Annotated in this window: 25 protein-coding genes; 5 read left to right on the top strand and 20 right to left on the bottom strand. The window is 49.7% G+C overall.

The window, feature by feature from the left end; all coding sequences use genetic code 11:
* Positions 1–733: 733 nt before the first annotated feature.
* The 5 genes from ABIK47_05285 to ABIK47_05265 all read left to right on the top strand — a co-directional run bounded on the left by ABIK47_05285 (position 734) and on the right by ABIK47_05265 (position 5,875).
* Positions 734–1,141 (top strand): hypothetical protein, encoded by a 408-nt coding sequence (locus ABIK47_05285; GenBank protein ID MEO0020035.1) that lies wholly within the window; start codon positions 734–736, stop codon positions 1,139–1,141.
* Positions 1,131–1,295 (top strand): hypothetical protein, encoded by a 165-nt coding sequence (locus ABIK47_05280; GenBank protein MEO0020034.1) that lies wholly within the window; start codon positions 1,131–1,133, stop codon positions 1,293–1,295. The genes ABIK47_05285 and ABIK47_05280 overlap by 11 nt, the downstream gene beginning before the upstream one ends.
* Positions 1,296–1,347: 52 nt before the next feature.
* Positions 1,348–3,516: a hypothetical protein gene (locus tag ABIK47_05275; GenBank protein MEO0020033.1), complete on the top strand. Its 2,169-nt coding sequence runs from the start codon at positions 1,348–1,350 to the stop codon at positions 3,514–3,516.
* A 77-nt stretch (positions 3,517–3,593) separates the two neighbouring features.
* On the top strand, positions 3,594–5,120 hold the full coding sequence (locus tag ABIK47_05270; GenBank protein ID MEO0020032.1) for a T9SS type A sorting domain-containing protein: 1,527 nt from the start codon (positions 3,594–3,596) through the stop codon (positions 5,118–5,120).
* A 179-nt stretch (positions 5,121–5,299) separates the two neighbouring features.
* A complete protein-coding gene (locus ABIK47_05265) occupies positions 5,300–5,875 on the top strand; it encodes a hypothetical protein (GenBank protein ID MEO0020031.1) in 576 nt (191 codons plus the stop codon).
* Positions 5,876–5,921: 46 nt separating this feature from the next.
* Here ABIK47_05265 and ABIK47_05260 read toward each other — a convergent pair whose 3' ends face one another.
* The 20 genes from ABIK47_05260 to ABIK47_05165 all read right to left on the bottom strand — a co-directional run.
* Entirely contained in the window at positions 5,922–9,617 is a 3,696-nt protein-coding gene (locus ABIK47_05260; protein MEO0020030.1) for a C25 family cysteine peptidase, read from the bottom strand.
* A gap of 3 nt (positions 9,618–9,620) precedes the next feature.
* A complete protein-coding gene (gene amrB / locus ABIK47_05255) occupies positions 9,621–11,111 on the bottom strand; it encodes an AmmeMemoRadiSam system protein B (GenBank protein MEO0020029.1) in 1,491 nt (496 codons plus the stop codon).
* 21 nt (positions 11,112–11,132) lie between these two features.
* On the bottom strand, positions 11,133–12,089 hold the full coding sequence (locus tag ABIK47_05250) for an acyl-CoA dehydratase activase (GenBank protein ID MEO0020028.1): 957 nt from the start codon (positions 12,087–12,089) through the stop codon (positions 11,133–11,135).
* Positions 12,064–13,128: a 2-hydroxyacyl-CoA dehydratase gene (locus ABIK47_05245; GenBank protein ID MEO0020027.1), complete on the bottom strand. Its 1,065-nt coding sequence runs from the start codon at positions 13,126–13,128 to the stop codon at positions 12,064–12,066. The genes ABIK47_05250 and ABIK47_05245 overlap by 26 nt, the downstream gene beginning before the upstream one ends.
* Positions 13,119–14,018: an acyl-CoA dehydratase activase-related protein gene (locus ABIK47_05240; protein MEO0020026.1), complete on the bottom strand. Its 900-nt coding sequence runs from the start codon at positions 14,016–14,018 to the stop codon at positions 13,119–13,121. The genes ABIK47_05245 and ABIK47_05240 overlap by 10 nt, the downstream gene beginning before the upstream one ends.
* 72 nt (positions 14,019–14,090) lie before the next feature.
* The gene (locus tag ABIK47_05235) at positions 14,091–14,999 is read right to left on the bottom strand and encodes a histidinol-phosphatase HisJ family protein (GenBank protein ID MEO0020025.1); all 909 of its coding nucleotides are present in this window, start codon (positions 14,997–14,999) and stop codon (positions 14,091–14,093) included.
* On the bottom strand, positions 14,999–16,558 hold the full coding sequence (locus ABIK47_05230; protein ID MEO0020024.1) for a hypothetical protein: 1,560 nt from the start codon (positions 16,556–16,558) through the stop codon (positions 14,999–15,001). The genes ABIK47_05235 and ABIK47_05230 overlap by 1 nt, the downstream gene beginning before the upstream one ends.
* Positions 16,549–17,253: a hypothetical protein gene (locus tag ABIK47_05225; GenBank protein MEO0020023.1), complete on the bottom strand. Its 705-nt coding sequence runs from the start codon at positions 17,251–17,253 to the stop codon at positions 16,549–16,551. The genes ABIK47_05230 and ABIK47_05225 overlap by 10 nt, the downstream gene beginning before the upstream one ends.
* Positions 17,254–17,333: 80 nt before the next feature.
* On the bottom strand, positions 17,334–17,684 hold the full coding sequence (locus ABIK47_05220) for a C4-type zinc ribbon domain-containing protein (GenBank protein ID MEO0020022.1): 351 nt from the start codon (positions 17,682–17,684) through the stop codon (positions 17,334–17,336).
* The gene (locus ABIK47_05215; protein ID MEO0020021.1) at positions 17,681–18,139 is read right to left on the bottom strand and encodes a PTS sugar transporter subunit IIA; all 459 of its coding nucleotides are present in this window, start codon (positions 18,137–18,139) and stop codon (positions 17,681–17,683) included. The genes ABIK47_05220 and ABIK47_05215 overlap by 4 nt, the downstream gene beginning before the upstream one ends.
* A 1-nt stretch (position 18,140) precedes the next feature.
* Positions 18,141–18,512, bottom strand: coding sequence for a ribosome silencing factor (gene rsfS, locus ABIK47_05210; GenBank protein ID MEO0020020.1), 372 nt, complete (start codon positions 18,510–18,512; stop codon positions 18,141–18,143).
* Positions 18,513–18,554: 42 nt separating this feature from the next.
* Positions 18,555–18,881: a LytR C-terminal domain-containing protein gene (locus tag ABIK47_05205; protein MEO0020019.1), complete on the bottom strand. Its 327-nt coding sequence runs from the start codon at positions 18,879–18,881 to the stop codon at positions 18,555–18,557.
* A 129-nt stretch (positions 18,882–19,010) separates the two neighbouring features.
* Positions 19,011–19,373 carry an aspartate 1-decarboxylase gene (locus tag ABIK47_05200; protein MEO0020018.1) on the bottom strand — a complete coding sequence of 121 codons (363 nt, stop codon included), beginning with the start codon at positions 19,371–19,373 and terminating at the stop codon, positions 19,011–19,013.
* Between the two features lie 9 nt (positions 19,374–19,382).
* A complete protein-coding gene (gene rplQ / locus ABIK47_05195) occupies positions 19,383–19,808 on the bottom strand; it encodes a 50S ribosomal protein L17 (protein ID MEO0020017.1) in 426 nt (141 codons plus the stop codon).
* A 3-nt stretch (positions 19,809–19,811) separates the two neighbouring features.
* Positions 19,812–20,858: a DNA-directed RNA polymerase subunit alpha gene (locus ABIK47_05190; protein MEO0020016.1), complete on the bottom strand. Its 1,047-nt coding sequence runs from the start codon at positions 20,856–20,858 to the stop codon at positions 19,812–19,814.
* Entirely contained in the window at positions 20,855–21,469 is a 615-nt protein-coding gene (gene rpsD, locus ABIK47_05185) for a 30S ribosomal protein S4 (protein MEO0020015.1), read from the bottom strand. Before rpsD ends, ABIK47_05190 begins: the two co-directional genes overlap by 4 nt.
* Positions 21,470–21,516: 47 nt before the next feature.
* A complete protein-coding gene (gene rpsK / locus ABIK47_05180) occupies positions 21,517–21,891 on the bottom strand; it encodes a 30S ribosomal protein S11 (GenBank protein MEO0020014.1) in 375 nt (124 codons plus the stop codon).
* Positions 21,892–21,893: 2 nt separating this feature from the next.
* A complete protein-coding gene (rpsM, locus tag ABIK47_05175; GenBank protein ID MEO0020013.1) occupies positions 21,894–22,286 on the bottom strand; it encodes a 30S ribosomal protein S13 in 393 nt (130 codons plus the stop codon).
* A 42-nt stretch (positions 22,287–22,328) separates the two neighbouring features.
* Positions 22,329–22,907, bottom strand: a complete 579-nt coding sequence (locus ABIK47_05170; protein MEO0020012.1) for an IMP cyclohydrolase — start codon at positions 22,905–22,907, stop codon at positions 22,329–22,331.
* Positions 22,908–23,876 (bottom strand): phosphoglycerate mutase (locus ABIK47_05165; protein MEO0020011.1); only part of this gene is annotated, 969 nt, incomplete at its 5' end.

The following is a 23,876-nucleotide window of genomic DNA, read 5'->3' as shown; positions in this document are numbered from 1 at the left end:
AAGGTTGTGATTGTAAGGTAATCAGGTCTGCTGATGAAGGTAATGGTAGATTTTTTCCGCTTGGGCAACACCGGAAAAGAAGGGGCTTTCGGGGAAATTCTTTCCACCCCTGAGCAACAGTTTTTTCTGCTGTTAGAGGCAGAGACAGATAACCATTGACAGCGCCAAGAGGGGGATAACCCCCTATGTTGGACTGCCTTTTTCCCCTGCTTTAACACAGGGGGAATGTTAGATGCCAAGTATCAGAAGTGGGATGCCCCCGGTCTTCGGTCTCCGGTCTTCGGTCTTGTACAGGCAGACAGGCACACAGATTAAGCCGTTCATCCTGACCTTTCTTTCTGTCATTCCGACCCGAGTGGAGGAATCCCTCACCATCTTTTCAAGCCTGTAGCCTTGTTATTACGAACGCAGCCGAGGAATTTCTTTCGGACTCAATGCAAACTGCAAAATGTTAAATGCAAAAGTCAAAATGTATGGGTGAATTTTGCATTGTCAGTTTTGCCTTTTGATTTTTGCATTGCGTAATTATCCGCCATTTGACCGCAGTGGAGAAATCTTTATAACCAGTGATGTCAGGTCAGATTTCAGACCCCAGCCGGCACAAAACGGCATCACCTGCATAACTTATTATTATACAATCGCTTGTAAAACAAAATCGTGCTTGACAAGAGAGAGAGAGAAAGTAGTATAATTGTGGCGCCCGGAGAAAGGGCAGAAAGGAGTAAAGATGTTAATGCGTAAAACCCTCCCGCTCCTCGTTGCCTTTCTTTTGGCGCCAGTGGTATTTGCGCAGCAGTATAATGTAGTAGACGACTTCCTCTCAGAGATGAATCAGGAAATTACTGGCGGAAATGTATCAAGCGGTTCCCATATTTCAGAAGAGGTCCCAGAGGAACTTCAGGGGATAGAGGTTCTCTGGGGTTACACCTGCAAGGCAGATGGCTCACCCGCAACCTATGTCTGGGTATTTGCAAAATCCGAGGATGGAATGATTTCAGGTTGGACCCATACTACCTGGAGCGATGTTGGGGTTCCCCGTCGGTATGATGTTTACAAAACACGGACCCGGTATGCCTCAGCCGATTTACCCTCAACACCAATACTATATAAAAGGTCTCTCCTGGGTTCCGATGAATACTGAGGACTTTCCGCCAAGAAACCAGAACCCGCCATCACCACCGGGATGGGCTCAAGGTGAAATCCGCTCACCTACATATCTCAGTCCATACTGGTATGAAAATACCAGCCTTCATGGACCTGATGTCTTCTTTACTGGTAATCCGAGGATGTGGTAGGATAAACGGGCTGGTCAGGGATTAAGACCTGACCAGCCCTGAGTTAAGGGCAATGGCATCTCTAATTTTAACACTTCTGATTGCCGGGCAGTTGGTGGACTCTTTTAATATCCGGACGGTCAGCTTCTGGCCTTATTCCCGTCTGCGTAAAGGTTATGTTGATTCACCGCTGCCCTACTGCCAGGTTTCTGAGAGCATCCTCTATGTTTTTTCAGGCAGAGGGATGTATATCTTTGATGTGTCCAATCCAGGGGCAGTCCGGAAACTGGACTCATTGCCAACACCAGGCTGTGGAATGTGGTTTTCGGTTTCTGGCAACTACCTTCTAACCGGTCAATCTAAAAACGGGGTGGCGCTTTATGACATCACAGACCCCAGGCATCCGGTCCTGACAAGCACCTATGCTCCTTCCTGGTATGTCAACGAAAGTCAACTCATCGGGCATTATGCATTTCTGATTGGAAACGAGTTAAGGATTCTTGACTACTCCGACCCTGCCCATCCGGTTGAAGTTGGCTCCTGCCCGGTCCCGGAAAAGAGCGACAAGGTGGTGGTGAGCGGTAACTATGCCTATGTCTGCGGCAATTATTACGGTTTTATCATCATTGACATCAGCGACCTGACTAACCCGTTTGAGGTGTTTCGGTATCAGATTCCACCACCACCAACCGCCTGGCCCCGGGATGTCCAGGTAAGGGATACATTTGCCTATATCGCCTGGGAGGATGCGGGATTGAGAATCTGGAATGTCAAGGACCCGACCGCACCATTTGAGGTGGGCGTTTTTCCCGGACAGACCAGACATCTGGAGGTGATAGACACACTTGCCTTTGTCATCCGACAACGGAACAACCACAACGAGTCGCTCTACATTCTCAATGTTGCTGACCCTGCCCAAATCCGGGTGTTGAGCAGGTGCCGGGGCGACCTTGCCGCGGTGTTTGGCAATCGCTGCTATCTTGTCAATCCGGTGTCTACCGGTCCTTACCCTACCCCAGATACCATCACTATCCTTGATATAACTGACCCTGCAAGTCCTATAGTATTAGGCAGGTTTAGTGGGTTTCATAGTTCGACCGAGGGGATTGCAGTACAGGGTAATTATGTGTATACCGGAATCCGGGGTCAGGGACTCCAGATATTTGATGTGTCTGACCCAACTATGCCGCGCCTTGTCAGTCAAATTGACTCATCTTGGAGAGTTTTCCGCGTCTGGGTGTCATCTGACAGCATCGCCTATCTTGCGTGCACGAACGGTCCGGTGCTGAGAATTGTGGATGTTTCTTCTCCACAAAACTTGGTTCAAATCGGTTTGATTCATACAACCGGCAATGGCCTAGCCATAACAGTTAGGGACACACTTGCATTTCTTATCTGCTCCACCGATGTGTGGATTCTCAATGTTGCTGACCCGCGTTCACCACAGCGCATCGCAGTTATCTCTTCCCGCGCCACCCCTTGGGCACTAGCTCTGGAAAGAAATCTCTTGTTTATACCCTATACCTACAATGGATGGGGGGTGCGGATATGCGATATCTCTGACCCAGCGCGACCTGAGTCGCTTTCCTTTTTTGACACCCAGTGTGCGGTCTCGGATGTGGCGGTGAGTTATCCTTATGCGTTTGTCGTGGGTTCGCAGTTCATCGTCCTTGACATCTCCAATCCCCGTGAGCCTTATGAGGTGGCACGGTTATCGGTCCCGGATTACTCCTGGCGAATTGTCCTCAACCGCAATCTTGCCTATGTCGCCCAGGCGGGGGAGGGCGTTCGGATTTATGACATCTCTGACCCCTATGCGCCTGTTGAAGTGGGGTTCTACATTACCCCTTACTGGGCTGGGAACCTGCAAGTGAAGGATGGCTTATTATATGTTGCTGATTTCCAAGGCTGGCTTATCCTTGAGTATTACGGTCCTGGTCCGGGAATGGCGGAAAATCGGCTGGGCAGGCTTTTGTCCGGGTTCGGCTATATCCAGTATCAGCCCGCAACAAAGAGCCTGCGGATAAAACCTGCCGCCAGCAAAGATGAATTTGAAAGCCTGAAGATATTCAACGCCTCCGGAGTCCAGATTTACGCTTGGAACCGCACCCAGCTTAAAGAACGCACAGCACTCACCCTCGGACCCCTTGACCTCACCAGCGGTGTTTATTTTGCAAAACTGATTACCGCCGGCAAATCAGGACCAACCGTCTATACCGCCAAATTCACGGTAATAAAATAAAAGCCCCTGTAACGATGTCTTGGCGAAAGATATTTACCCTTTGCCTGAGGTAATAAAATGTCTATAATATGAAAACTATGAAGGGCACTATTTTAATTTCTTTCTTTCTGTGTGGCTATATTTATCCCCAATTGTGGGTCAGAACCTATAATGGTCCGGCACAGGGGATGGATAATTCCTATGCTATTGCCATTGACCCATCAGGAAATATCCTAACTACCGGTTATGTCTCTATGCCCCATTATGGCGAACCCATTCCCAATTACTGCACAATTAAATATACAACGGACGGTGAATTGCAATGGGTCAGGTTCTTTGACTATGGTTTCGGTTTGGCGATTGCAACCGACTCCAGTGCGAATGTGTATGTAACCGGAGAGAATGTAACCATAAAATATACGCCCAGGGGTGATGTTGTCTGGGTGCGAACTTATGGAGATAATTTTTGGGGCAGTGCAATCGCGACTAACCGGCAAGGTAATGCCTATGTAACTGGTTACATCGGAGATTATCCGGACAGATTTGCCATAACTATAAAATACAACCCTGAAGGCGAAGAAGAATGGGTCAGAATCGACTCAATTGGAGTGTGGTGTGTCAGTGTTGCGCTTGACACCAATGGTAATGTGTATGTCGCAGGTTTTGGTAGAAAGGGAGGGGTAAGTTATCTGATAATGAAATACAGCCCCGATGGTGAGCTCCTTTGGCGCCGGGGTGAAAACATCTATGGTACCATCTACAAAATGCAATTATCCCCTGCTGGTGTTTATGTAACTGGCAGCCTGTTAGATAATGCCGGCTATCCAATAACAATCGTAACTGTGAAATATAATAGCCAGGGCGAAGAGCAATGGGTCAGGTTTTTTGACGGTCCTGGTTATGATATAGGTCAGACCCTGACAATTGACCCGGAGGGTAACTGCTATATTGCCGGTGGCACCGCTGAACGTCCAGGGATTCAGAGTAACTATGATATCATTGTAATCAAATATGCCCCAGATGGCACTGAATTGTGGCAGCGACGATATAATGGTTGCGGAAGCGATGACTACCCTTTTGCCGTTGGAGTTGATAGCCGGAAAAATCTCTATGTGGGGGGATACAGCAAAGCACCAAGAGATACCTCTTACTGGGGAGATGACTATACCTTGATTAAATACGATTCGTTCGGTTCACTGCAGTGGGAGGCAAGATACTGCGGTCCGGATAGTATCGCCGGCTGGGTATATGCGCTTGCCATTGACAACGAAGGCTATATCTATACAACTGGATTCATCATCACCGGCACCCGCCAGAACTATGACTATGACTGGTGCACGATAAAATACCCTCCTACAGGACCGGGCATCAGCGAGGTGCCAAACTCACCTTTGCCAAGATACCAGAGGATAAAGGTTTACCCCAATCCGGCAAGAAGTGAAGGTCTGATAACACTCCCCAGGGGGTTAATTGGACTCAGGCTATACGATGTCGGTGGCAGATTAGTAAAAACCTTCACTGCCCAGCAAGACAAAATTGTCCTTGCTGGTGTCAAACCCGGTGTTTATCTCTTGCGCTGGCAACAGGATAAGGATTGGGTTAGCACCAAACTGGTGGTCAGATAGATTCTCCCCCCTAAAAATTTTCGCTTGACATTAAATCTGAGTTTTGTATTTATTTGTTGCTGCTGGTCGGGCAATTGCCTGGGTTGGCGAATCAACCTCATGGCCTAGGCCCTCCAGCGGCACTTTTATTTTCCCCTGCCCCAATTTGACCGTATTGGTAAAAGAGATAAAATAAATAAATGTCAATCCAACCCTTAATCAAATTCCGCGCCCCGGTTCTTTTTGAAGAGGCTGCGGTGCGTGAGTTGTGCGGTCTTGCCCGGAAAGGTTATGAGACAAAGTTCAAACGCGAGACCTTCGGTTTTCTCTTTGGCACCATCACGAGGGAGAAAAGGCTGATTGTCCGACGCCCCTGCTACTATCGGGGAGGAGAAAAGTCAAGGACCGGTGTTGTCTTCAAAGATTGGCAAACAATCAGAAGGGCAATCGCACGGCGCCGCAAACTGAGCGTCAGGTTCAGGATGAGATTTTTAGGCAACTTTCACTCCCATGTGGAGATTGCTGGCGAGGTCTTCAAAGGGTTGTCACCAGAGGATAGGGAGTCATTTGCAAACGACCCAATGGCGCTGATTGAAACGATTGTCTTCATCTGGTTAGGTCCTTTTAAACCCAACCGCAGCATTTCCGGCACAATCGTGGGATATGAACCATCAACCAATTACAACTACCGCATCCGGGTCTATGCCAAACGCAAAAATGGTATCAGACAGGTCAGAGCAAAGGTAATTCCCTCGGGTGTTGTTGTTGTCTATTAAATAAAAAGGGGGCGTATTGCTACGCCCCCCTGGATTTAGTCTCTTTTCAGCGCATCAACACCGCTTTGGTTGTCAGTGTTCCTTCTGATGTTTCCAGGCGATAAAGATAGATACCATTGGCAACCGCTCTCGCCCCATCATCGGTCAGGTCCCAAACAACTGTATATCTCCCTGGTGGCAGTTCACTCTGAACAAGCGTCCGCACCAGCCTGCCAAGTGCATCATAAATTAAGAGCCTGACCCTGCCTCGGTACGGTAATTGATAGGAAATTTGTGCTCTGTTCAAACTCGGATTTGGGGCAATTGCCATTGTCAGCCTTCCGGGATTTTCAGTACCGGCAACATCCGGCTCATGCAAACCGATGTAAGGGTCTACCGGTGTAAAAAGTATTGCCCTTTCTGAACTCAGCGGTGCGGCACCCCGATGATAACTGTTGTTATAAACAACCTGAATGTAACGACGCTGGGTGTGGTCCTGAATACCGACAGTCACCGATTTATTGTAATTGGAGGTGAGATACTGGTAGATGAACTCACAGTTGCTATCGGTCCTGGTTGTGTCATAAAGGATTATTTCGAACTTATCCCAGGAGTCGCGCGGGCTGTAAAAATGCACCGAGTCCCATTCAATGATGAAACGGTGATTGGCGGTGTCGTGATAATACCAGACGCCATTGCCAACAGGTGGATACAGGTCATCCCAGTAAGCAGCAAGCAGAGGCGGCATCTCTGGATTGGGTAGGGTGGTGTTTGAAGGGCTGCTTTTTGTTGTGTAACCTAAGGCAATCCAACCGTTGGAGCAGATTGAGATCTGGTTGTAAGCCTGACCGTAGTAGATGAAAGGTCCAAACTCGGGAGGCAGGGTTATCTGGCGAGTCTCGTCATCATTCAAGGTGAGACGGGTACCGAGGTCCCTGATTTCCACCCAGTTGAACTCTGGATGTTTGCTATAGAATGTATCAACATCGTCATAAGCCCAGTATGATATTGTGGGACCACCAGTATCAGGAATCGGGTCATAGGCGCGGATTTCACCAACTAAAACAGTAAACGGCAAAACCCAGGTGTAACCACCTAAGGCAGAGACATAAAGGGTGCAGGAGATTCTTGTCTCCTGGGGCATCAAAAGCGTAGTTACCCGAAACCTGTCGATGAGATTCGCTTTGGTACTGTCGTTCATAATCTGTCCGTAAAAGCCCAGGGAGTCATTGACGAGCAGGCGGGAATCACCAGAGCGGAGAATTGCGCTGACATTGCTTGCCGGCCCAAAGCCGCTATTATGCAAGGAAATAACAATGTCGGCGCTCTCCTGAGGGTCAAGCCTGCCATTACCATTGCCACCCTGAATAGTATCGATAACCATAAGACCCACATAATTAAGTGTAGGAACGCCCACCCGCAGAGTGAAGTTAGAACTCCAGACCGAGTCATGCACATCCCAGCAGACGAGTTTGAACCTGATGATATGACCATTGGTGCAGGCAGGGGCAACATCGAATCCGAAGCCGTCAGCACCACTAAAGGCAGAATCATGGGCAAGAACATTGCCAAAGTTCTTGATTGAATCAGTAATGGTGATATAAGGGTCACTTGTTCTAATTTTACCAGAGACCGAGTAGCCGTTAGAGTCACCGAGGTTCTTTACCCAGGTTGACAGAATGATGCTTTCACCTGGATTGATACAGCCATCACCATTACCACCTGCAGAGTCCCTGACAATTGAGCGCAGATAAACAACATAGGGTGTGTTGGGTGAACGGGCAATAATCGTTCCCTGATAGGGAACAAACCCTTGACCAGTGACCACAAGCGAAAATTCACCCGGACTGGAGGCACTGGTTTCAAGGGTAACATCACCGCTCGCATCGGTATAACCAAAGACATAGAACTCATTTGGTTTCCACGCACACACAAGCGCATCCTTGACCGGATTACCACCTTTTGAAACCGTAACCCGCAGTTCATAATTGCCAAGCGGAACTGTTGCCGGATGAACAACATCTGCTGTCTCCAATGGTCCGGTCCAGACAGTCAGAGCCGGGTCACCAAGCCAGAGATACATCCGCGCATTATCAGTACCACCTTGGGAAGCATAGTATTTCTGAATATAGGCATCGGCATTACAGAGCATCCAGCCCAAATCCCAGGTCGGACATATATACTCGCGCACACCCGGAATAGATACTCTCAATGTATCGCCAAGGCAGCGGAAAAGGGTTGAATCCCAGGCGTGATTGGGAATGGTGTAAGATGCCTCGGTTGCGCCCAATGATGCCACCGCCCCGCCAGGATATTTTCTCATCCACGCCTCACCTAAACAGGTACCAACCGAAAGCACATGGTTAAGACAGCAGCAGTTTATCACCACCGGCGTCATATCCCCATTGTTGAGATTGTTGATATGGGAGATTGTCCAGGACTGGCTTAGTGCATCCCAAGATGACCAGTCTGTTTCCGAACCATGACCCCGATAGTTTATCACCACCCTGCCAGAATCAATATCTGCCACAACCATCGCATTGGTTCCACTGGTGCCTCCCATAATCGTGTCAAAGGTATAACGATAAAGCGCATAAGGAAAGTTATAGATGCCGCGGGTGCAGGCTGAGTATTTCTGCGGATATTGTTCACGATGTGCGGCCAAACCCGCCTTTGAAGTCCAATCACCTCCAGGCGGATTCTTCTGGAAATTGAGGGTCTTCTGAATCTGATTGCTTAGGTCGGTCACACTTGCAGGGCTGAGCCTGCCAATCCCCAACTCAAAGTAGTCATCACCATTCGTCGGTTCAAGGTCCGCATACCAGATATCAGAGAAACCAACACCAGGATAGACATAACCCGGCACCTCGTTGTATTCGCCAACCAAAAGCACCCAGCGCAATACCGGCGGGCTGTTGCGATTGTATTCTGCCCGCACCGAATCCTTTACCTCGGTTGCAGTCCAGGATGACTTAGCAATTACCCTGGTTTCTATTCCCCTTTTCTGGTGCCAGTTGACAAGCGAGTCAAGCCAGCCACCAGTATAATTAGAATGAGCAATAACTAAATAACGCACACCTGGACTGTCAAACCACTTAACATCAAGATTCAGCCCTTCCGGATTGTCAATTAGGGTCTTAAGCATCGGCAAACTCCAAGGCTCAATTTGATGTCTCCGAAAAGACCCAGTGTGACTTAATCGGACTTTAAGCCGCTTTGCCACATAAAGTTCTCTGTGCGCCGGATTGTAACGTACTGGATTTATCTCCACCGTTGCGAAAGGTAGACCGCGCCAGGTACTCTGCAGTTTCACCCTCGCTATATTTTCCGGATAGATCACATCTCTTGCATAGAAATCATAATCAACCGTCCAATTAGGCTGGTCAAGGTCGGTTAAAGGCTTCTGTGCCGGATATATCAAAACATCGCGAATCTTCTCGAACTCCGCATAAATCACCTCCACGCTCAATTGCGCATTATCCGGAATAGCAAGATTTCTTATTATTACCGGCACCTGAGGTAGACCTATCTCACCGGTTAACGCGGGTTCGTTAGGAATCCTTACCACAGTCCAGTTCTGGTTGTCAATCATTTCGGTTAGAGTCTCCAGTCCGGGAATGGTGATATCCACTACTGTGGCACCTCTGCCTTCAGGCTTTATCACCACCTGAGGTGCGGTTTCATTACGGCTGGCAATTCCTATCCAGCCACCGAAAACGCTCGTAAAGCAGAAAAAGATGGTTAAAAACAGACCTTTCTTCATCTGTTATGGCTCCTTTTTGTTTTGTCTTTCCTTCTCTCCAAAAACCTCACCGGTAAATACATAAAGTTCCGCATCCTTGTCCTTGTAGGCATTGGGCGGTAACCCTGCCTTACGACACACATTCTCAAGATACTCTCTTTTCGTCCAACCCTGCTCAACTGGTACCTGTGGCAGAAAAACCCCCGAACGACCACCCTTGCGAATAACCAAACCGTGTGTACCCACAATTACCGATTCCGGGTCGGATATCCGCTTTAAAGGGGAGAGAACGGTTATTTCGATGTCAATCTTAGGAAGTTCCTCTAACCTTACCGGAAAAAACCGAGGGTCTTCGGTTGCCGCACTAATCGCCATATCCCTAGTTGCAAGATAAAGCGGCTTTATCGGCTCAATATAGCCAATGCATCCCCTTAATTCGCCCCACTTATGCAGGGTGACAAAAACGCCCCGCTTCTCCTTAAGCCTCTCAGTCAAGGGATCAAAATCTAACACCTTGCCCGTCCGCAGATACTCCTCAATACTCCTACGAGCAATCATTAGCAGGCTCTTCTTCTCCTCCCCAGTCAGACCGGTAGCGGCCTCCTCATTTCCCCCTTCCCTTACAAAGGCAACCGCACTGTAACCAACACAATATCCTCCGTATTGACCTGTAACATCGCTTGAGTTGGTATGATGTAAAACTACCGCCTTATCAGCCCCCAACTCCTTTGCCGCAGCCATCACCACCACTATTGGATATCCACCACACGCCAAAGGCTTTTGTTCCCCATAAGACTCGGTCAAAGCGCGATAAAACGCCTTGGGGTTAAATTGTGAGATAAGTTCAAGGGTAAAGGAATCGGTTGATTTTGCCTCACTATAGGAATAGCCATGATAAAGGTCTGATGAGGCAAGAAGGAGCACTGGCTTATCCTTTACCACCCGGGCAATCGTCTTGCCTACCCTTTCGCATTCCTCATATGTTGGAAATAACAGCATTATCGGCACAACCTTAAAATTTTTTAATACCCGCTGGAGAAATGGCAGTTGCACCTCAAGGGAATGTTCCTGAAGATGAACTGCAGATAGGTCAGCGAAATAACTATCCTCTCTCAAAATAGCTTGTGCCAGTTCCTCGTCCACCTCTACTTTCCCTAAAGGCGTCAACCACGAACCTTTTCCATATACTGCTGCCCTCTCAAAATCAGCCCGATGGCTCGGACCTACCATCACCACGGTAAGCCCATCCTTCCCACTAATGAGTTTATAGGCATAGGCTGCGGTTCGTCCGGAGTACTCGATTCCGGCATGTGGCACTAAAATAGCGAGTATTTCCCCTGTTATTGCGGGTGGCTCAGCTTGGGCAATCAGAGAGTCAACCATCTTTCTCAAAATCCCTTCATCGGCCGGGTAAAACTGCCCAGCTACTGCTGGTTTTCTTTCCATTTTCACCTCCTTTGGTCCTGCGCAAACTGGACCGCCCAAGATAAATAACACTACTAACAACTCACGCATAACACCTCTGGTAAAAGGGGTTCAATTGCTGATTGACCACTTCCCACACCTATCCCCATAACGGTCTATCACCTCAGAGGCACGCCAGGTCTCGACCACCTCACACCGGTTCGGGCAACCATCACACTCAAAAACCCTGGTTTCAAAATTAATATCAGCCACCTCAAAACCCGCAAACCTACTCTCTTTATTTTCAGTCTCCTCCTTGGCGAGAATCGCCGCACCAATTGCACCCATAACCAGAAAGTGCTGAGGCACGGTGATTTTCTGATTGAGCGCCCGCTCAAAAGCCTCCCTGACACCAACATTTGCCGCCACCCCGCCCTGAAAAAGAACCCTCGGCTTTATCTCCTTGCCTTTGGCAACGGTATTCAGGTAGTTGCGGACAATTGCATCACAGAGACCAGCAATAATGTCATCAGTTGGCACCCCTAACTGCGCCTTGTGAATCATATCCGATTCGGCAAAAACGGTGCACCTACCAGCAATCGTCACCCGGTTTCTTGCCCTTAACGCCCGCTCACCAAACCTTTCAATCGGTATCTGTAGTCTGGTTGCCTGATGGTCTAAAAAACTGCCGGTCCCAGCAGCACAAACGGTATTCATCGCAAAATCAACTGGAATCCCATCACGGAGAATGATTATCTTGGAGTCCTGGCCACCAATTTCCAAAACGGTCTGAACATCAGGATAGAAATGACTCGCCGCCACCGCATGGGCGATTATCTCGTTCTTGACAATATCCGCCTGCACCATCACACCGGCGAGGCGCCGCGCCGAACCGGTTGTGCCCACACCTAATATCCGCACCTGCGAATCAACCTCACCACCCAGTTCCTTTAAAAGCTGGCGGATGGAGTTTATCGGATTCCCCTGAGTGCGTAAATACCTCTCTGCCAGGACATTGAAATTCCGGTCAACCACCACCCCTTTCGTGGAGATGGAACCAACATCAATTCCGAGATAACCCTCGTGCACGTCTGCGCCTCCGCAGAAGTTCAACAAACGCCTCTAATCTGGTAACAATTCCCGTGTTGGAGGTGTGCTCGTCAAATGAAAGGGAAAGGACAGGGACACCAGTTGCATCGCTAAGGCGCTGGAGCGCCTCAAGCGCAATGTTCTCAGGCATACAGGTAAAGGGAAAGAGATGAACAATGCCATCCACTCCCTGACGCGCAAACCAGATTGCCTCGCCCACAGTCCGAATCGCCTCCCCACCAGGACACTCACGCAGGTACGAACGCGCCAGGCGCCGGGAGCGGAGATAGCCAAAATCAGAGCGTAACAGGTGGCGGAGATGGTTATAAAGGCTGCGTTCAAATACAACCTCCGCACCCAGACGTGCCAGTTCCTTTTCAATCTCCTGATTTGCCGCCTGGTCAATTGTGAAGAAAATCTCACCCACAAGACCGACCCTGATATCCGGTCTCTTACCGTTCAGGGCAAACATCCTAAAAATCTCCTTGCGAGCCCTCTTCATCTCCGTGCCGGTCCGGGCAAGCTCAATCAGTTCCAGCGCCTTGCCCTTTAACCGCTCCGCTCCCCAGAAATCCACCGCCCTTTTCTGATTCAAGAGGCGCCGGAAATCCCTTGTCAGGGCGCTTTTCTCAAAGAGATGATAAACCGCCTTAATAACCCTTGCTGGATTAACGCCAAAAAGTTCGGGCATCAATTTGAAGATAAACTGGTATGCCGAATACTGAGTAACCGGGACAAGCCGGAAATCGTTTCTCATCGCCCGCAGAGCCTTTTCCTGCAAATAGTGGTAATACCCGAAACGGCACTTGCGCGCACCAGCAGCCATCAAGAGTGTGTCCGCACCGTTTTCAAGCGCCTCAATGAAGTTACCCAAGGTTATCTTGAAGGGCATGCAGACCAGTTCTGGTGCCAGTTTCACACCGAGGGCAATTGTCCGCTTTGAGGTTGGTGGCGGCATTGCTACCTCGGCACCTAACTCCTCGACAAATCCCTTGAGCGCAAGGGTATCGTAGCCAAAATAGGGAATGCCTACGCGCACAACTGTACCTGCCTTCTGCGCCTCATCAACTCCACAAACGCCTCAACACGGGTAACAATTCCGGCGGTCCCGGTGTGCTCGTCAATCACCAAGAGAAGGAAAGGCACCTGTGCTGCCTGTGCCCGCTCGCGCATAAATTCGGCAACAATTGAGTCTGGACCACAGCCCATTGAGACCGCCATACAAAAGCCATCAACTTTATCCAAAAAATATTCAAAGGCATTGAAAAGTTCCCGTTCATAAACCCAACGGATTTTACCCGCAAACCCATCCTGGTTCATAAGTATCTCTTGGGGGAGGTCTTCCTTCGTCACTATTCGATACCCATTTTCCTTGAATGTCCTGATTATCGCCCCAGAGATAAACTCATCCCCAAGGTTGTAAAAATGGCTAATAAGACCAACGGTCGGAATGGGTAGCGGTTGAGGTTGAGAATCATTGACCTTTGCCTTGACCTGAACCTCTCTGGCTCTGCGCCATGCCTGCCACACTTTTAAAGGATTGGAACAAATCTTTAGACCGGCAAGGAGATGAGCACGGGCAAACCCACCCTTAATCGTTGGCGCAATCAAACGCACCTTGTCATTTAAAAGCATTCGGGCAACATCAACAATCCCAATCATCTTCGGACAGGCATAAAGCCCGTGACGCAAGGAGTCCAGGCGGGGAAAGAAGATGGCATCAACCTGGTCTTTAAGTTCAATAATATGTCCAGCCACAATCTTTATCGGGAGACACACCTCACTCGAAACACAGGCAAGACCATTTTCAAGAATCGCCTCATCGGTCTTCCGGCTTATAACCACCTCGGCACCCAACTCGGCAAGAAAACTCTCCCATAGCCTGCCATAACGATAATAAAGCAACGCCCGCGGCAGCCCGATTTTCATGCTTTTATTCTATTACCAACAAAATCAAAAGTCAACACACTTTTAATCAACTACAACATCTTACCAGTACGATTAACTAAATTTATACCTTTTCCAGTGAGCTGGAAACAGCCATCCTTCGCAGTTTCGTAATTTAAGTTGACCTCCCGAAATCATCTGCCGGTTTTGAAACCGAGCAGGCTCCAGACCCAGTTTCAAAAGAACCTCCATACCCCTTTTGATCCCGCTGCCCAAATCGCTAACCCGATGGCAATCAGAGCCAATGGTAAATATCCTTACCCCTCTTTGAACCGCTAATCGGACTATCTCCTCCTGAGGATATGGCTCATCATCACCCCGCCGGAATGCTGAGGTGTTTATCTCCAGACCGGTTCGGGAGTGCGCAATTGCACTCACCATCGGTTCAATAAATTGTCCAATGGCATCAAGAAAACCCGTACCCATCTCCGGCAAAATGCATTTCCGCCAGATATCAAGATGGGCAAGACAGTCAAAAAGACCCGAACCTGCTGCAGCCCGGACATACTCGAAATAACGCTTAGCAATAAACTCTGATCCCCGCGGTTTCAATTGGAAGCGAAATTCATCAATTTCACCCTTGGAGGTGATGGAAATGTGGTCAAGGCAATGAACCGCGCCAAGAACAAAATCAAACCGATTTTGAGAGAGAAAATCGGCAATCCTGCCCTCCAGCCCCATCTCATAACCAATTTCAATCCCGGCACGAATATCAAGTTCGGGAAAAGCCCTCTGGGCACGCTCAATCTCCTCCAGATAGGCACTGGTCCAGTCCGAATCAACCGCTCTTGCCTCACCCCTGACAATAATCCTTTCAATCTCTGCCCGCACCGGGTCGGGTTCGTAATGGGTGGTAAAGCATAACTCTTTAACGCCAATTGCCAATGCCTGCCTGCAGTAATCAGTGATACTCCCCTGGGCATCAGGAGAAAAATCAGGATGAATATGATAATCAAACAACATTAATTTATCACCTCTACCTGCATGGCGAAATCGGGCTGCCAGTCATCCTTATGTGTGAATCCCAATTTTGCACCAAGCCTCCCCAACTCTTTTATTTTTACCGCAGCGGTGATACTCAACCTCTGCGCCGACTCACCCGAAGTAAAACCTGTTCCAACCCGCATCACGCCCGACTCCGAGGCATAAACCCTAATGCCCTTCCCGGTAATATCAATCAGCATCCCAGTAAGAGAAATGTCAACCGGTGATGCTTCCGTCCTGATATTCAACTCGGCAATCCTCCCCCGTCCAACTGAATTTAAAGGGTATTCATCACCAAAAGCCAACCGCATCATCACTATTCGCCAGCCCGTCTCTATTTCTATTCTTGCACTCCGTGACTGTTCGTCTTCGGCACGGAATCTTTCCCTCAAGATAAACCTGAGCTGAAGCGGGTTGGACTCATAACCGGTTCTGAACTGTAACCGCGCAGGAATGGAATCGGTAAGATAATCACGACGGGTGTTACCCTCAACAGCTGCAGAAAAACCTCCTTGGTGATAACCAAAATGGGCATTAACCTCAGCCCGGCTAAACCTCCGACTAAGCCCATAGGCACGACCCGCAGGCGAGAAAAAGCGAGCAGAATAAACCGAACCTCCTAATACCGCATTCATCCCGGCCTCCTTGACAGCAACCACCGCCGACACCGCAATTGCATCAGGTAAGGATGTAGCGAGTTCCAGCCCCCCGCTCCTACCCCCTGCGCCCGCTTTCAAAAAAAGACTAAGCGCCCCTAAGTTCTGACCATAAAATGAATATGCGGAATCATCGGGGGCAAAGGGGCGATTAAATCTTATCCCCTGAACCGCCAGTCCGGCTGAAACACGTTCATTCCCACGGATTTGCGCTATCAACCCTACAAGCATCTGTGCCGCCTGTCCCTTTTCCTTAAGTGAAACCGAATCTCGGTGCACACCACAGAATTTAAGCCGAGCGATCGTTCCGTCCGCATTCAGCGTTGCATCCCTTGGTGAATAGGAGCCTAAACAGGTAAAAGTAAACCTCTGAAAAGTTCTGTCAATCCTTAAACCGCGCAGGTTTCTATTCTCCTGTGCTGACCTGGCAAGAACATTTTCTTTCTGACCGAAAACCACTTCGCTGAAACCCGAGCGAGCAGAGGGGGCAGAAAAAATCAATCCTCGACCGAAATGCAAAAGAAAATCACCGAAGGTGAACCGCCATTCACCCCTCTTAAAAGAAAAACCACCTCCCCAGAAATCGGCAATCTGTTTTTCCCCTGCATCCTTTTCAATGATAATGCACGCCTCCTGATTCTTTTTTGAAAGGTTAAGACGAATAAAATTACCTGGCTCAGCAATGCCTTTTCGGATGGAGTCTACCCTGAATCGGATGAGTAAATGGGAACGGCTTGGTACCTTGGTCGTAAACCTCTCTATCTTAATCAGGCTGTCCTCCACCTGCTCATAAACCTCCTCATCATCCGGCGTCAGCTGCCGGTCGGGAACAAGTTCAAAAGGCATAAAATAACCGACCGCGAGAAAGATGACTACTTCCACTGGCAATTTATACCCACCGTATGGGTATCTCCCATTTGCGGATGGTATTGATAACCATAATTTATCCCCAGCCAGTTAAACTGGAGAACCAGACCGGCACGCAGACAGAAAGGAAATGTCTCCAACCCACCTTGAATAACTACCTCTTCAAAAAGCTGAAATTCTGTTCCGGCAAGAATGCGCTCAACCTCCCTTTCTTTTTCAAGGTCAATTGCCAATAGAAGCGACTCAGCCGGCTTCCAAGTCAAACCCGCCCTGAATTCAGGAAAAAGTTCGTCACCGCTGCGAAAGCGAGGTGAGTTAATCCGCTGAAGGGCTATTCCCAGAGAAAAGCGGTCAATTGTGCCCAGAAACCCGAGGTCAAAACTGGGCAAAATATCAGGCGTAATGTCTTTAAAATGCTGAACCAATCCGTGAATTCCAAACCCTCCCGACCAACCCTCGGCAACCGGCAATGCCACGGCTGCGGCAATATCAACTTCGTTGTTACCGTTCAGGGTTAGAACCTCTAAGCCAGAGACAGAATGAAAAATTCCCAAAGAAAATTTCACCCCTACCCCGGCACAGTTCAACCCTTTTAACCCATATGGTTGAGCATAAACAATGGCACCCGCCAAGCGATGTGGGTTGGTTGCGAGGGCGGGATTAAGTTTAAGGCTATGCTGCCAATCCTCCACCGCTACCCCTGCTCCCATACCACTACTGGCCCCGACCGGAAGGGAAAATTCAAACGCGGAAACGAAGATAAAAACGAAAAAAGCCAAAGCTTCGCTTTTTATTTAACCCAGTAGAGGAAACGACCGCAATTGGGGCAGGTAACCAGTTCGGTCCGGCAGCGCACCGCCAGTTCCGAAGGCAACCTCACATAACAGCCGCCACAGAATTCTCTAATTACCTGAACTACCACCCTACCCCCATACCTTTTCATTATCCGCTCATATTGAGCAAGGACTTTGGGATCGATCTTTTTTGTGAGTTTCGCCCTCTCCTTTTCTGCAATCTTGATGAACTGTTCAGAAGCCTTAACCCCTTTAAACCCAACCTGCTGATAGCTTTCGCTCTCAATATCCCGGAGAATAAGGTCAAACTCCTCAAGGGAACGCAAGGTCTCAATCTTTGGGTTCATTTTACCTTCTCCTCAAGGAGTCGAACCTGCTCAATAAACTCATCCGGGGTTTGCGCGGTAAAGAGTTGTTTCCGTTTTGTCAGTTCCTGGCAGACAAGTGCAATTCTCCCCAAAGTAATAAGATACTGGTTTCCTGGGTCTTGTGGCGGCGCCATCACTAAAAATAGCAAATGAACCGGTTTCCGGTCAACGGCGTCAAACTCCACCCCTTTGTCTGACCTGCCCACCGCAATCTCCAGTTTGTCAAGCAAAAGCGACCTGCCATGAGGAATGGCGATACCCTTCCCAATGCCGGTAGAACCAAGCTCCTCCCTTTTGAGCAAAGTCTGGAGGAGCATCTCAGCACTTTCCCCCGACCGAATCATCATCACCATTTCCTTTAACACATCTGGTTTTTTACGGCTGGCGAGATGAAGGTTAATCCTATCAGGCCTCAACAATGATGTGAGGTTCAAGTCACACCTCCTTTTTGTCTTGGCTAATTCTTCTGCGGGGGACATCACCCCAGAGCCTTTCCAGACCATAAAATTCTCTTGTCTCCGCAAGAAAAATATGCACGATAACATCAAAATAGTCAAGAAGTATCCACTGACCACTTTCCCATCCTTCAATGTGATGGGGCATCTTCAATCCTTTAAGCAAACGAGGATCGCACAGGCCATCGGCAATTGCGCGGGCATGAACCGTGGAACTGGCAGTAGCAATAACAAAAAAGTCGGCTAAAGGTGATGCCTCCCTCAAATCCAATATCACCACATCCTCGCCCAGCTTCTTTTCGATAATCTTCGCTAATCTCCTCGCAACTTGGGAAGAATCGCCCTTAACCATCTATCCTTCAATTGAAGACCAACATCTTTGCCGATACCAACATCAGTACAATCGCACAACCTCCGGGAAATACTGCTGGTAATCATCGCCCAAGATAATCTCCACATCAACGAAACGACCAGAATCGATCTTCACCTCTACAGGTGGAATTATTGGCTCTCCCCAGTTTAAAAAAAGAACCCTTTTTCTTTTCGCCAACGCCCTTGCTACGGCAAGTGCCATTTTGCCATCGGCGTTGCGCAAATCTCTAACCACTGTGCGTTGATAATGCGCTTCGGCATCGCTGGTGCTATAAACATTAAAACCGCGGCTCAAGAGTTCCCATGCGACCGCCCTTGCCAATCGGTGAATACCAGTGCCATTAACCACCTCAACCTCGGCTGGAGGTATTGTAACTTCGGCGCGACCTTGCGGAGAACAGCCAGAAAAGATAAAGATAATTAATAATATAATAACAGACTTAGCCTGTTTAATCAAGAAAAATCAGCGAAGCACAAATCAACTCTTCTTTCCGATTACGCGATTGTCCTTGTCCACAACGACCTTAATTATCTTGTGTCGGCTCGCCTTCTCTTCGTCAAGGTAGACAATGCTCATCACAATCAGTTCGTCACCCACCTCGCCCAAGCGGGCGGCTGCACCTTTCAAAACACACCGACCGGACCCAGGAGGAGCAGAAATCGTATAAGTCTCAAACCGCTCCCCATTATTCAAATTTACCACTTGAACCATCTCCCCCGATTCTATTTCCGCCTCCTGGAGTAACAGTCCATCCAGCTCCAGACTCCCTTCGTAGTACAACTCCTTACCAGTAATGTGAAGCCCATGAATCTTCGACTTGAGAAATTTCTTTAGCATCATCGGCAATAACTAAGACTTTTTCTTATCTGTCGCTGTCTTTTTGCCACCCTTTTTCCCTTTTGTCACCCCCTCCTTCTCCGAACGGACAACAAACTCCAGAATGGCCATCTCCGCTGAATCCCCTGGTCGATGCCCTAACCGATAAATCCTCGTATATCCACCTTGGCGGTCAGCCAGCCTGGGGGCAATCTCTGAAAACAACTTCCGAATCAACCCCTTGTCGGCTATCGCCTTCGCCACCTGCCGCCGGTCCGCGAGTGTCCCGGAAATTGCCAGACGCACTAAGCGCTCTGCCAGCCGCCTTGCCTCCTTTGCTTTCGCAACCGTTGTTCTGATACGCTCGTATCTAATTAAGGCGGCAACAAGGTTTCGCAAAAGGGCAACCCGATGCTCGCGCTTGCGTCCTAATTTCTTCACTCTATCACCATGCCGCACAGATTACTCCTTTTCCTCCTCTTCCTCAGCCTCCGCCTTTGGTTTCCCCACTGGTATCCCTGAGATATCCATCCCCAAGCTCAATCCCAGATCCTCGAGAACCTTTTTCAGTTCTTCAAGCGACTTTCTGCCGAAGTTCTCAATCTCCAGTATCTCCCGTTCGGTGCGTTGAACAAGGTCGGCGACAGTCTGAATCGAAACCCTTTCACCGGTATGCTTTGAACGCCCCCGTTTCAAACAGTTGAGCGCCCGGTTGGAAAGCTCCAGCTCGTCAATATCCATTGCCAGAAGTTCTGCCAGCCGGTCGCGATCCTCGAGAACCTTCTCCTCCTCAACAAAACTGGGCTCCTTCTCACTTGGTACAAGTGCCGCCATATGGTTTCTCAATATCGTCGCCGATTGAATCAGCGCCTCCTCTGGAGTGACCGTGCCATCGGTCCAGACCTCAAGCATCACCCGCTCGAAGTCGGTTCTGTCCTCCACTCGCATCGTCTCCACCCAGTAATTAACCCTTTTTACCGGGGAGAAAAATGCGTCGCAGAAGATGGTCCCCTCAGGTGCGGTGCGGTTCTTACGGATGCGCTCCGCCTTAACAAACCCCCTGCCATTCTCAACCAGCATCTCAATGTTTACCGAACGGCGGTTATCAGCGATGGTGAGAATCTTCTGGTCTGGATTAACAATCACCAGGTCCGGCGGAACTGTCATATCTCGGGCGTAAAACTCCCTTTTCCCTTTGGCATGGAGGTAACAAAGCCGGGGCGTCTCAGACCAGAGTCGGAAACGAAGCTTCTTGATATTGATGATAATCTCAGGCACATCCTCAACCACATCCTCAATTGTGGTAAACTCGTGGGTAACACCATCAATCCGGACCTCCACCACCGCCGCGCCCTGCACCGAGGAAAGTAGCGCCCGGCGGAGACTGTTGCCAATAGTGGTTCCCCAACCCCGCTCTAATGGTGCAATACTGAACTTGGCGTAACTGTCGGTTGCCGTTTCGGTATCAATCTCATACCTTTCAGGCATTATAAAAGGTTTCAGTTTCATTTTGAATAAAACTCCACGATTAATTGCATATTACAGGGAACATCCTTTAAATCCTCTTGCGACGGTAGCCTAAGCATCTGACCGGTAAGTTGCTGCTGATTCACACTTAACCAGGGCACAACCACCGGCTCCTTTGCCGCCAGGATCCCGCTGACCAGTTTCCGCCCCTTTTCGGTGGCAACCGCAATCACCTGCCCTGGCTTAACTTGGTATGAAGGTATGTCAATCCTGCGATTATCCACGGTGATGTGACCGTGCCGAACCAGTTGCCGTGCCTGAGCCCGGGAGTCGGCAAAACCGAGCCGAAAAACAACATTGTCCAGCCGGCGCTCAAGCATCATCAACAGTGCCGCTGCGGTATTCGGACTCTTTGCCGCCTTGACGAAATAGTTGCGGAACTGCGTCTCCAGAATCCCATACATCATCCGTAACTTCTGTTTCTCCCGCAACTGAATCGCATAGGGCGAAACCCGGCGCCGGGTCGCCGTGGCTGCCTCTTCACCCCGCTTAATCAATGTGCATTTATCCGAAATACACTTGTTGCCCCGCAGAAACAACTTTTCCCGCGCCCGGCGGCAACGCTTACACTTCGCTCCTATATCTCTTGCCATATCCTATCCGTGATTATAAAACTCCTATCCCTTGTGTCAACAAACCGCTATACCCGACGCTGTTTTGGCGGACGGCAGCCATTATGGGGAATAGGGGTGACATCCTGAATGCTCACGATATCAAGCCCGGCGTTCTGCAGCGAACGAATCGCCGCCTCCCGACCCGGACCGGGTCCGCTTATCTTTACCTCAACCTTTCTCACGCCGAGTGCCACCGCCTCCTTACCCGCAGACTCTGCTGCCTGTCCTGCTGCATAAGGGGTGCCTTTCTTCGCACCCTTGAAACCGACCCTGCCCGCGGATGACCAGCACACCACCGCGCCGTCAGGCTCGGCAATAGTCACAATGGTATTATTGAATGTAGTGGTAATATGCGCCACACAAACCGGTGACGCCCTCTTCCTTGAAGACCTCTTTGCCACAACTACTCCTTCGGCGTTGAAGGCGCCTTCACCTTGATAACACCAGTGGTCTTACGCGGTCCCTTTCTTGTCCGGGCGTTGGTTCTGGTCCTTTGCCCGCGCACCGGCAACCGCGCCCGATGCCTCAGACCGCGGTAACAGCCAATCTCAATAAAGCGCTTGATATTGGCGGCAATCTCTGCCCGGAGTTCACCTTCAACCTTGTATCCGCTTTCAATCTCCTTACGGATACTCGCCAGTTCCTCATCAGAAAGTTCACCGACCCTTTTGTTCGGGTCGACTCCGGTCGCTGCCAGTATCTTTCGCGCCGAAGAAAGCCCTATTCCGAAAATCTTCGGCAGGGCATAAAGAACCTTTTTGCCGTCAGGCAGATCAACGCCAACAATACGAGCCACTTATCCTCCTGGTAAATAGATTATCTCTCAAGTTAATTGATATTATACCTGAAAATCAGGATACCTGTCAACAATTTCCGCAAAATAGGAACAAATCATCCCGTCATACCTGCTGGTCAACTCAAAAGTTGCCTGCGCAAGCCTCAGCCGCTGCCCTCGGCTCACCTCGCCATGGGAGCGCAGCTCCGCAATCACCTCTGGATAGTATTTCGGCTCAGGAACCGCGGTCACATAAAGCCAGTTCTTCGCAGCCGCCCGCAAAAGCGTAACTCCGCCAATGTCAATCAACTCAATCATCTCCTTCAGCCCCAAACCCTGCCTGAGCCCATCAGCAAAGGGATAAAGGTTACAGACAACAAAGTCAATCGGCTCAATTGTCTTGTCATCCCGGAAGGAAAGAATTCCCGCAGCAATCTTTGGATGCAATGTCTTGACCCTACCTTTTAAAACCTCAGGTGCACCGGTCCATTGCGCAACATCGGTAACATTAAAACCCGCCCCCCGCAGAACCTCACCTGTCTTTGAGGTTGCCAGCAGACCGTAATCAGCACCAACCAGAGCCCGCGCCAGCTCCTCAAGACCGCTTTTATCCCAGACCGACAGAATTGCCCAGCCCCGCACCTATGCCCCGAACTTCTTCAGTCTCAGCGCGTGCGCCAAAAGGAGCGGCATCAACTCCATCCCGGAAACAAACCCCAATGTCCCGCGCCGGCATGCCCTCTCCCCAAAATCCTCATCAAAACCCTGGGGACGGCAGTAACGGGAATGGATTAGTAAAGGCACCGGATGCCAGGAGTGGCTGCGCATCACCGCTGGTGTTGAATGGTCCCCGGTAATGCAGAGCACATCAAAATTCAGCGCGGTAATCCTCGGCACAATTCGCTCATCAAACTGCTCCAAAAGTTCCACCTTGCGGTCAAAATCACCATCCTCACCCGCCTGGTCAAACTCCTTGAAATGGACAAAAAAGAAATCAAATTTATCCTTCTTACTTTCAACCGCCCCTATCTCCCCCTCCCAGGTCCCATCGTTTTCCAAAACCTCCATCCCCAAAAGCCTTGCCAGTCCTTTATACATCGGATAGGCGGCAACACAGGCGGCACGCAGACCATAGCGCTCGGGAAATGGCGGCAGCTCTGGCAAAAGCGAAACCCCACGCAAAAGCACCCAGTTTGCCCTTGACCTCTTCTTCAACTCCTCTGCGCACCTTTCAATAAACTCATTCACCACCCGTGCCGCCCTTTCCGCCTCAGGCACGAGCGGCTTCACCGGCAATGGCTTCTTCCCCTCCCTGCCCGGGTCAGAATCGCTTAAGCCCTCTTTCAGACCCTCTCCAGAAAAAATAACAACAAACCTGTGCTCCCTGCCCGCTCTCACCAAAACCTTCACATCATCAATCTGACCAATCCGCTCCTGCAGCCGGGCGCACAACTCCACGCACTCCTCGGTCTTCATCCGCCTCTCCCCCACCTTTGCCCGTCGGTCAACAACCACACCCTCCTTATCCACTGTGGCAAAGTTTCCCCGTGCGCACACATCACCAGGCCTGGGAACAACCCCAATACCCACCGCCTCCAAAATACCCCTGCC

The organism is candidate division WOR-3 bacterium, from assembly GCA_039801245.1.
Classification (GTDB): domain Bacteria; phylum Hydrothermota; class Tepidihabitantia; order Tepidihabitantales; family Tepidihabitantaceae; genus JAOABP01.
This window is presented reverse-complemented; position numbering and strand designations above follow the sequence as displayed.

Bases quoted from the DNA above. Each gene is read 5' to 3' on its own strand.
- ABIK47_05285 (MEO0020035.1), top strand. From the start codon at position 734: ATGCGTAAAACCCTCCCGCTCCTCGTTGCCTTTCTTTTGGCGCCAGTG.
- ABIK47_05220 (MEO0020022.1), bottom strand. From the start codon at position 17,684: ATGAACCCAAAGATTGAGACCTTGCGTTCCCTTGAGGAGTTTGACCTT.
- ABIK47_05200 (MEO0020018.1), bottom strand. From the start codon at position 19,373: ATGATGCTAAAGAAATTTCTCAAGTCGAAGATTCATGGGCTTCACATT.
- ABIK47_05235 (MEO0020025.1), bottom strand. From the start codon at position 14,999: ATGTTGTTTGATTATCATATTCATCCTGATTTTTCTCCTGATGCCCAG.
- ABIK47_05280 (MEO0020034.1), top strand. From the start codon at position 1,131: ATGAATACTGAGGACTTTCCGCCAAGAAACCAGAACCCGCCATCACCA.
- ABIK47_05260 (MEO0020030.1), bottom strand. From the start codon at position 9,617: ATGAAGAAAGGTCTGTTTTTAACCATCTTTTTCTGCTTTACGAGCGTT.
- ABIK47_05225 (MEO0020023.1), bottom strand. From the start codon at position 17,253: ATGGGAGCAGGGGTAGCGGTGGAGGATTGGCAGCATAGCCTTAAACTT.
- ABIK47_05270 (MEO0020032.1), top strand. From the start codon at position 3,594: ATGAAGGGCACTATTTTAATTTCTTTCTTTCTGTGTGGCTATATTTAT.
- rpsD (MEO0020015.1), bottom strand. From the start codon at position 21,469: ATGGCAAGAGATATAGGAGCGAAGTGTAAGCGTTGCCGCCGGGCGCGG.
- ABIK47_05265 (MEO0020031.1), top strand. From the start codon at position 5,300: ATGTCAATCCAACCCTTAATCAAATTCCGCGCCCCGGTTCTTTTTGAA.
- ABIK47_05275 (MEO0020033.1), top strand. From the start codon at position 1,348: ATGGCATCTCTAATTTTAACACTTCTGATTGCCGGGCAGTTGGTGGAC.
- ABIK47_05190 (MEO0020016.1), bottom strand. From the start codon at position 20,858: ATGAAACTGAAACCTTTTATAATGCCTGAAAGGTATGAGATTGATACC.
- rsfS (MEO0020020.1), bottom strand. From the start codon at position 18,512: ATGGTTAAGGGCGATTCTTCCCAAGTTGCGAGGAGATTAGCGAAGATT.
- amrB (MEO0020029.1), bottom strand. From the start codon at position 11,111: ATGCGTGAGTTGTTAGTAGTGTTATTTATCTTGGGCGGTCCAGTTTGC.
- ABIK47_05240 (MEO0020026.1), bottom strand. From the start codon at position 14,018: ATGAAAATCGGGCTGCCGCGGGCGTTGCTTTATTATCGTTATGGCAGG.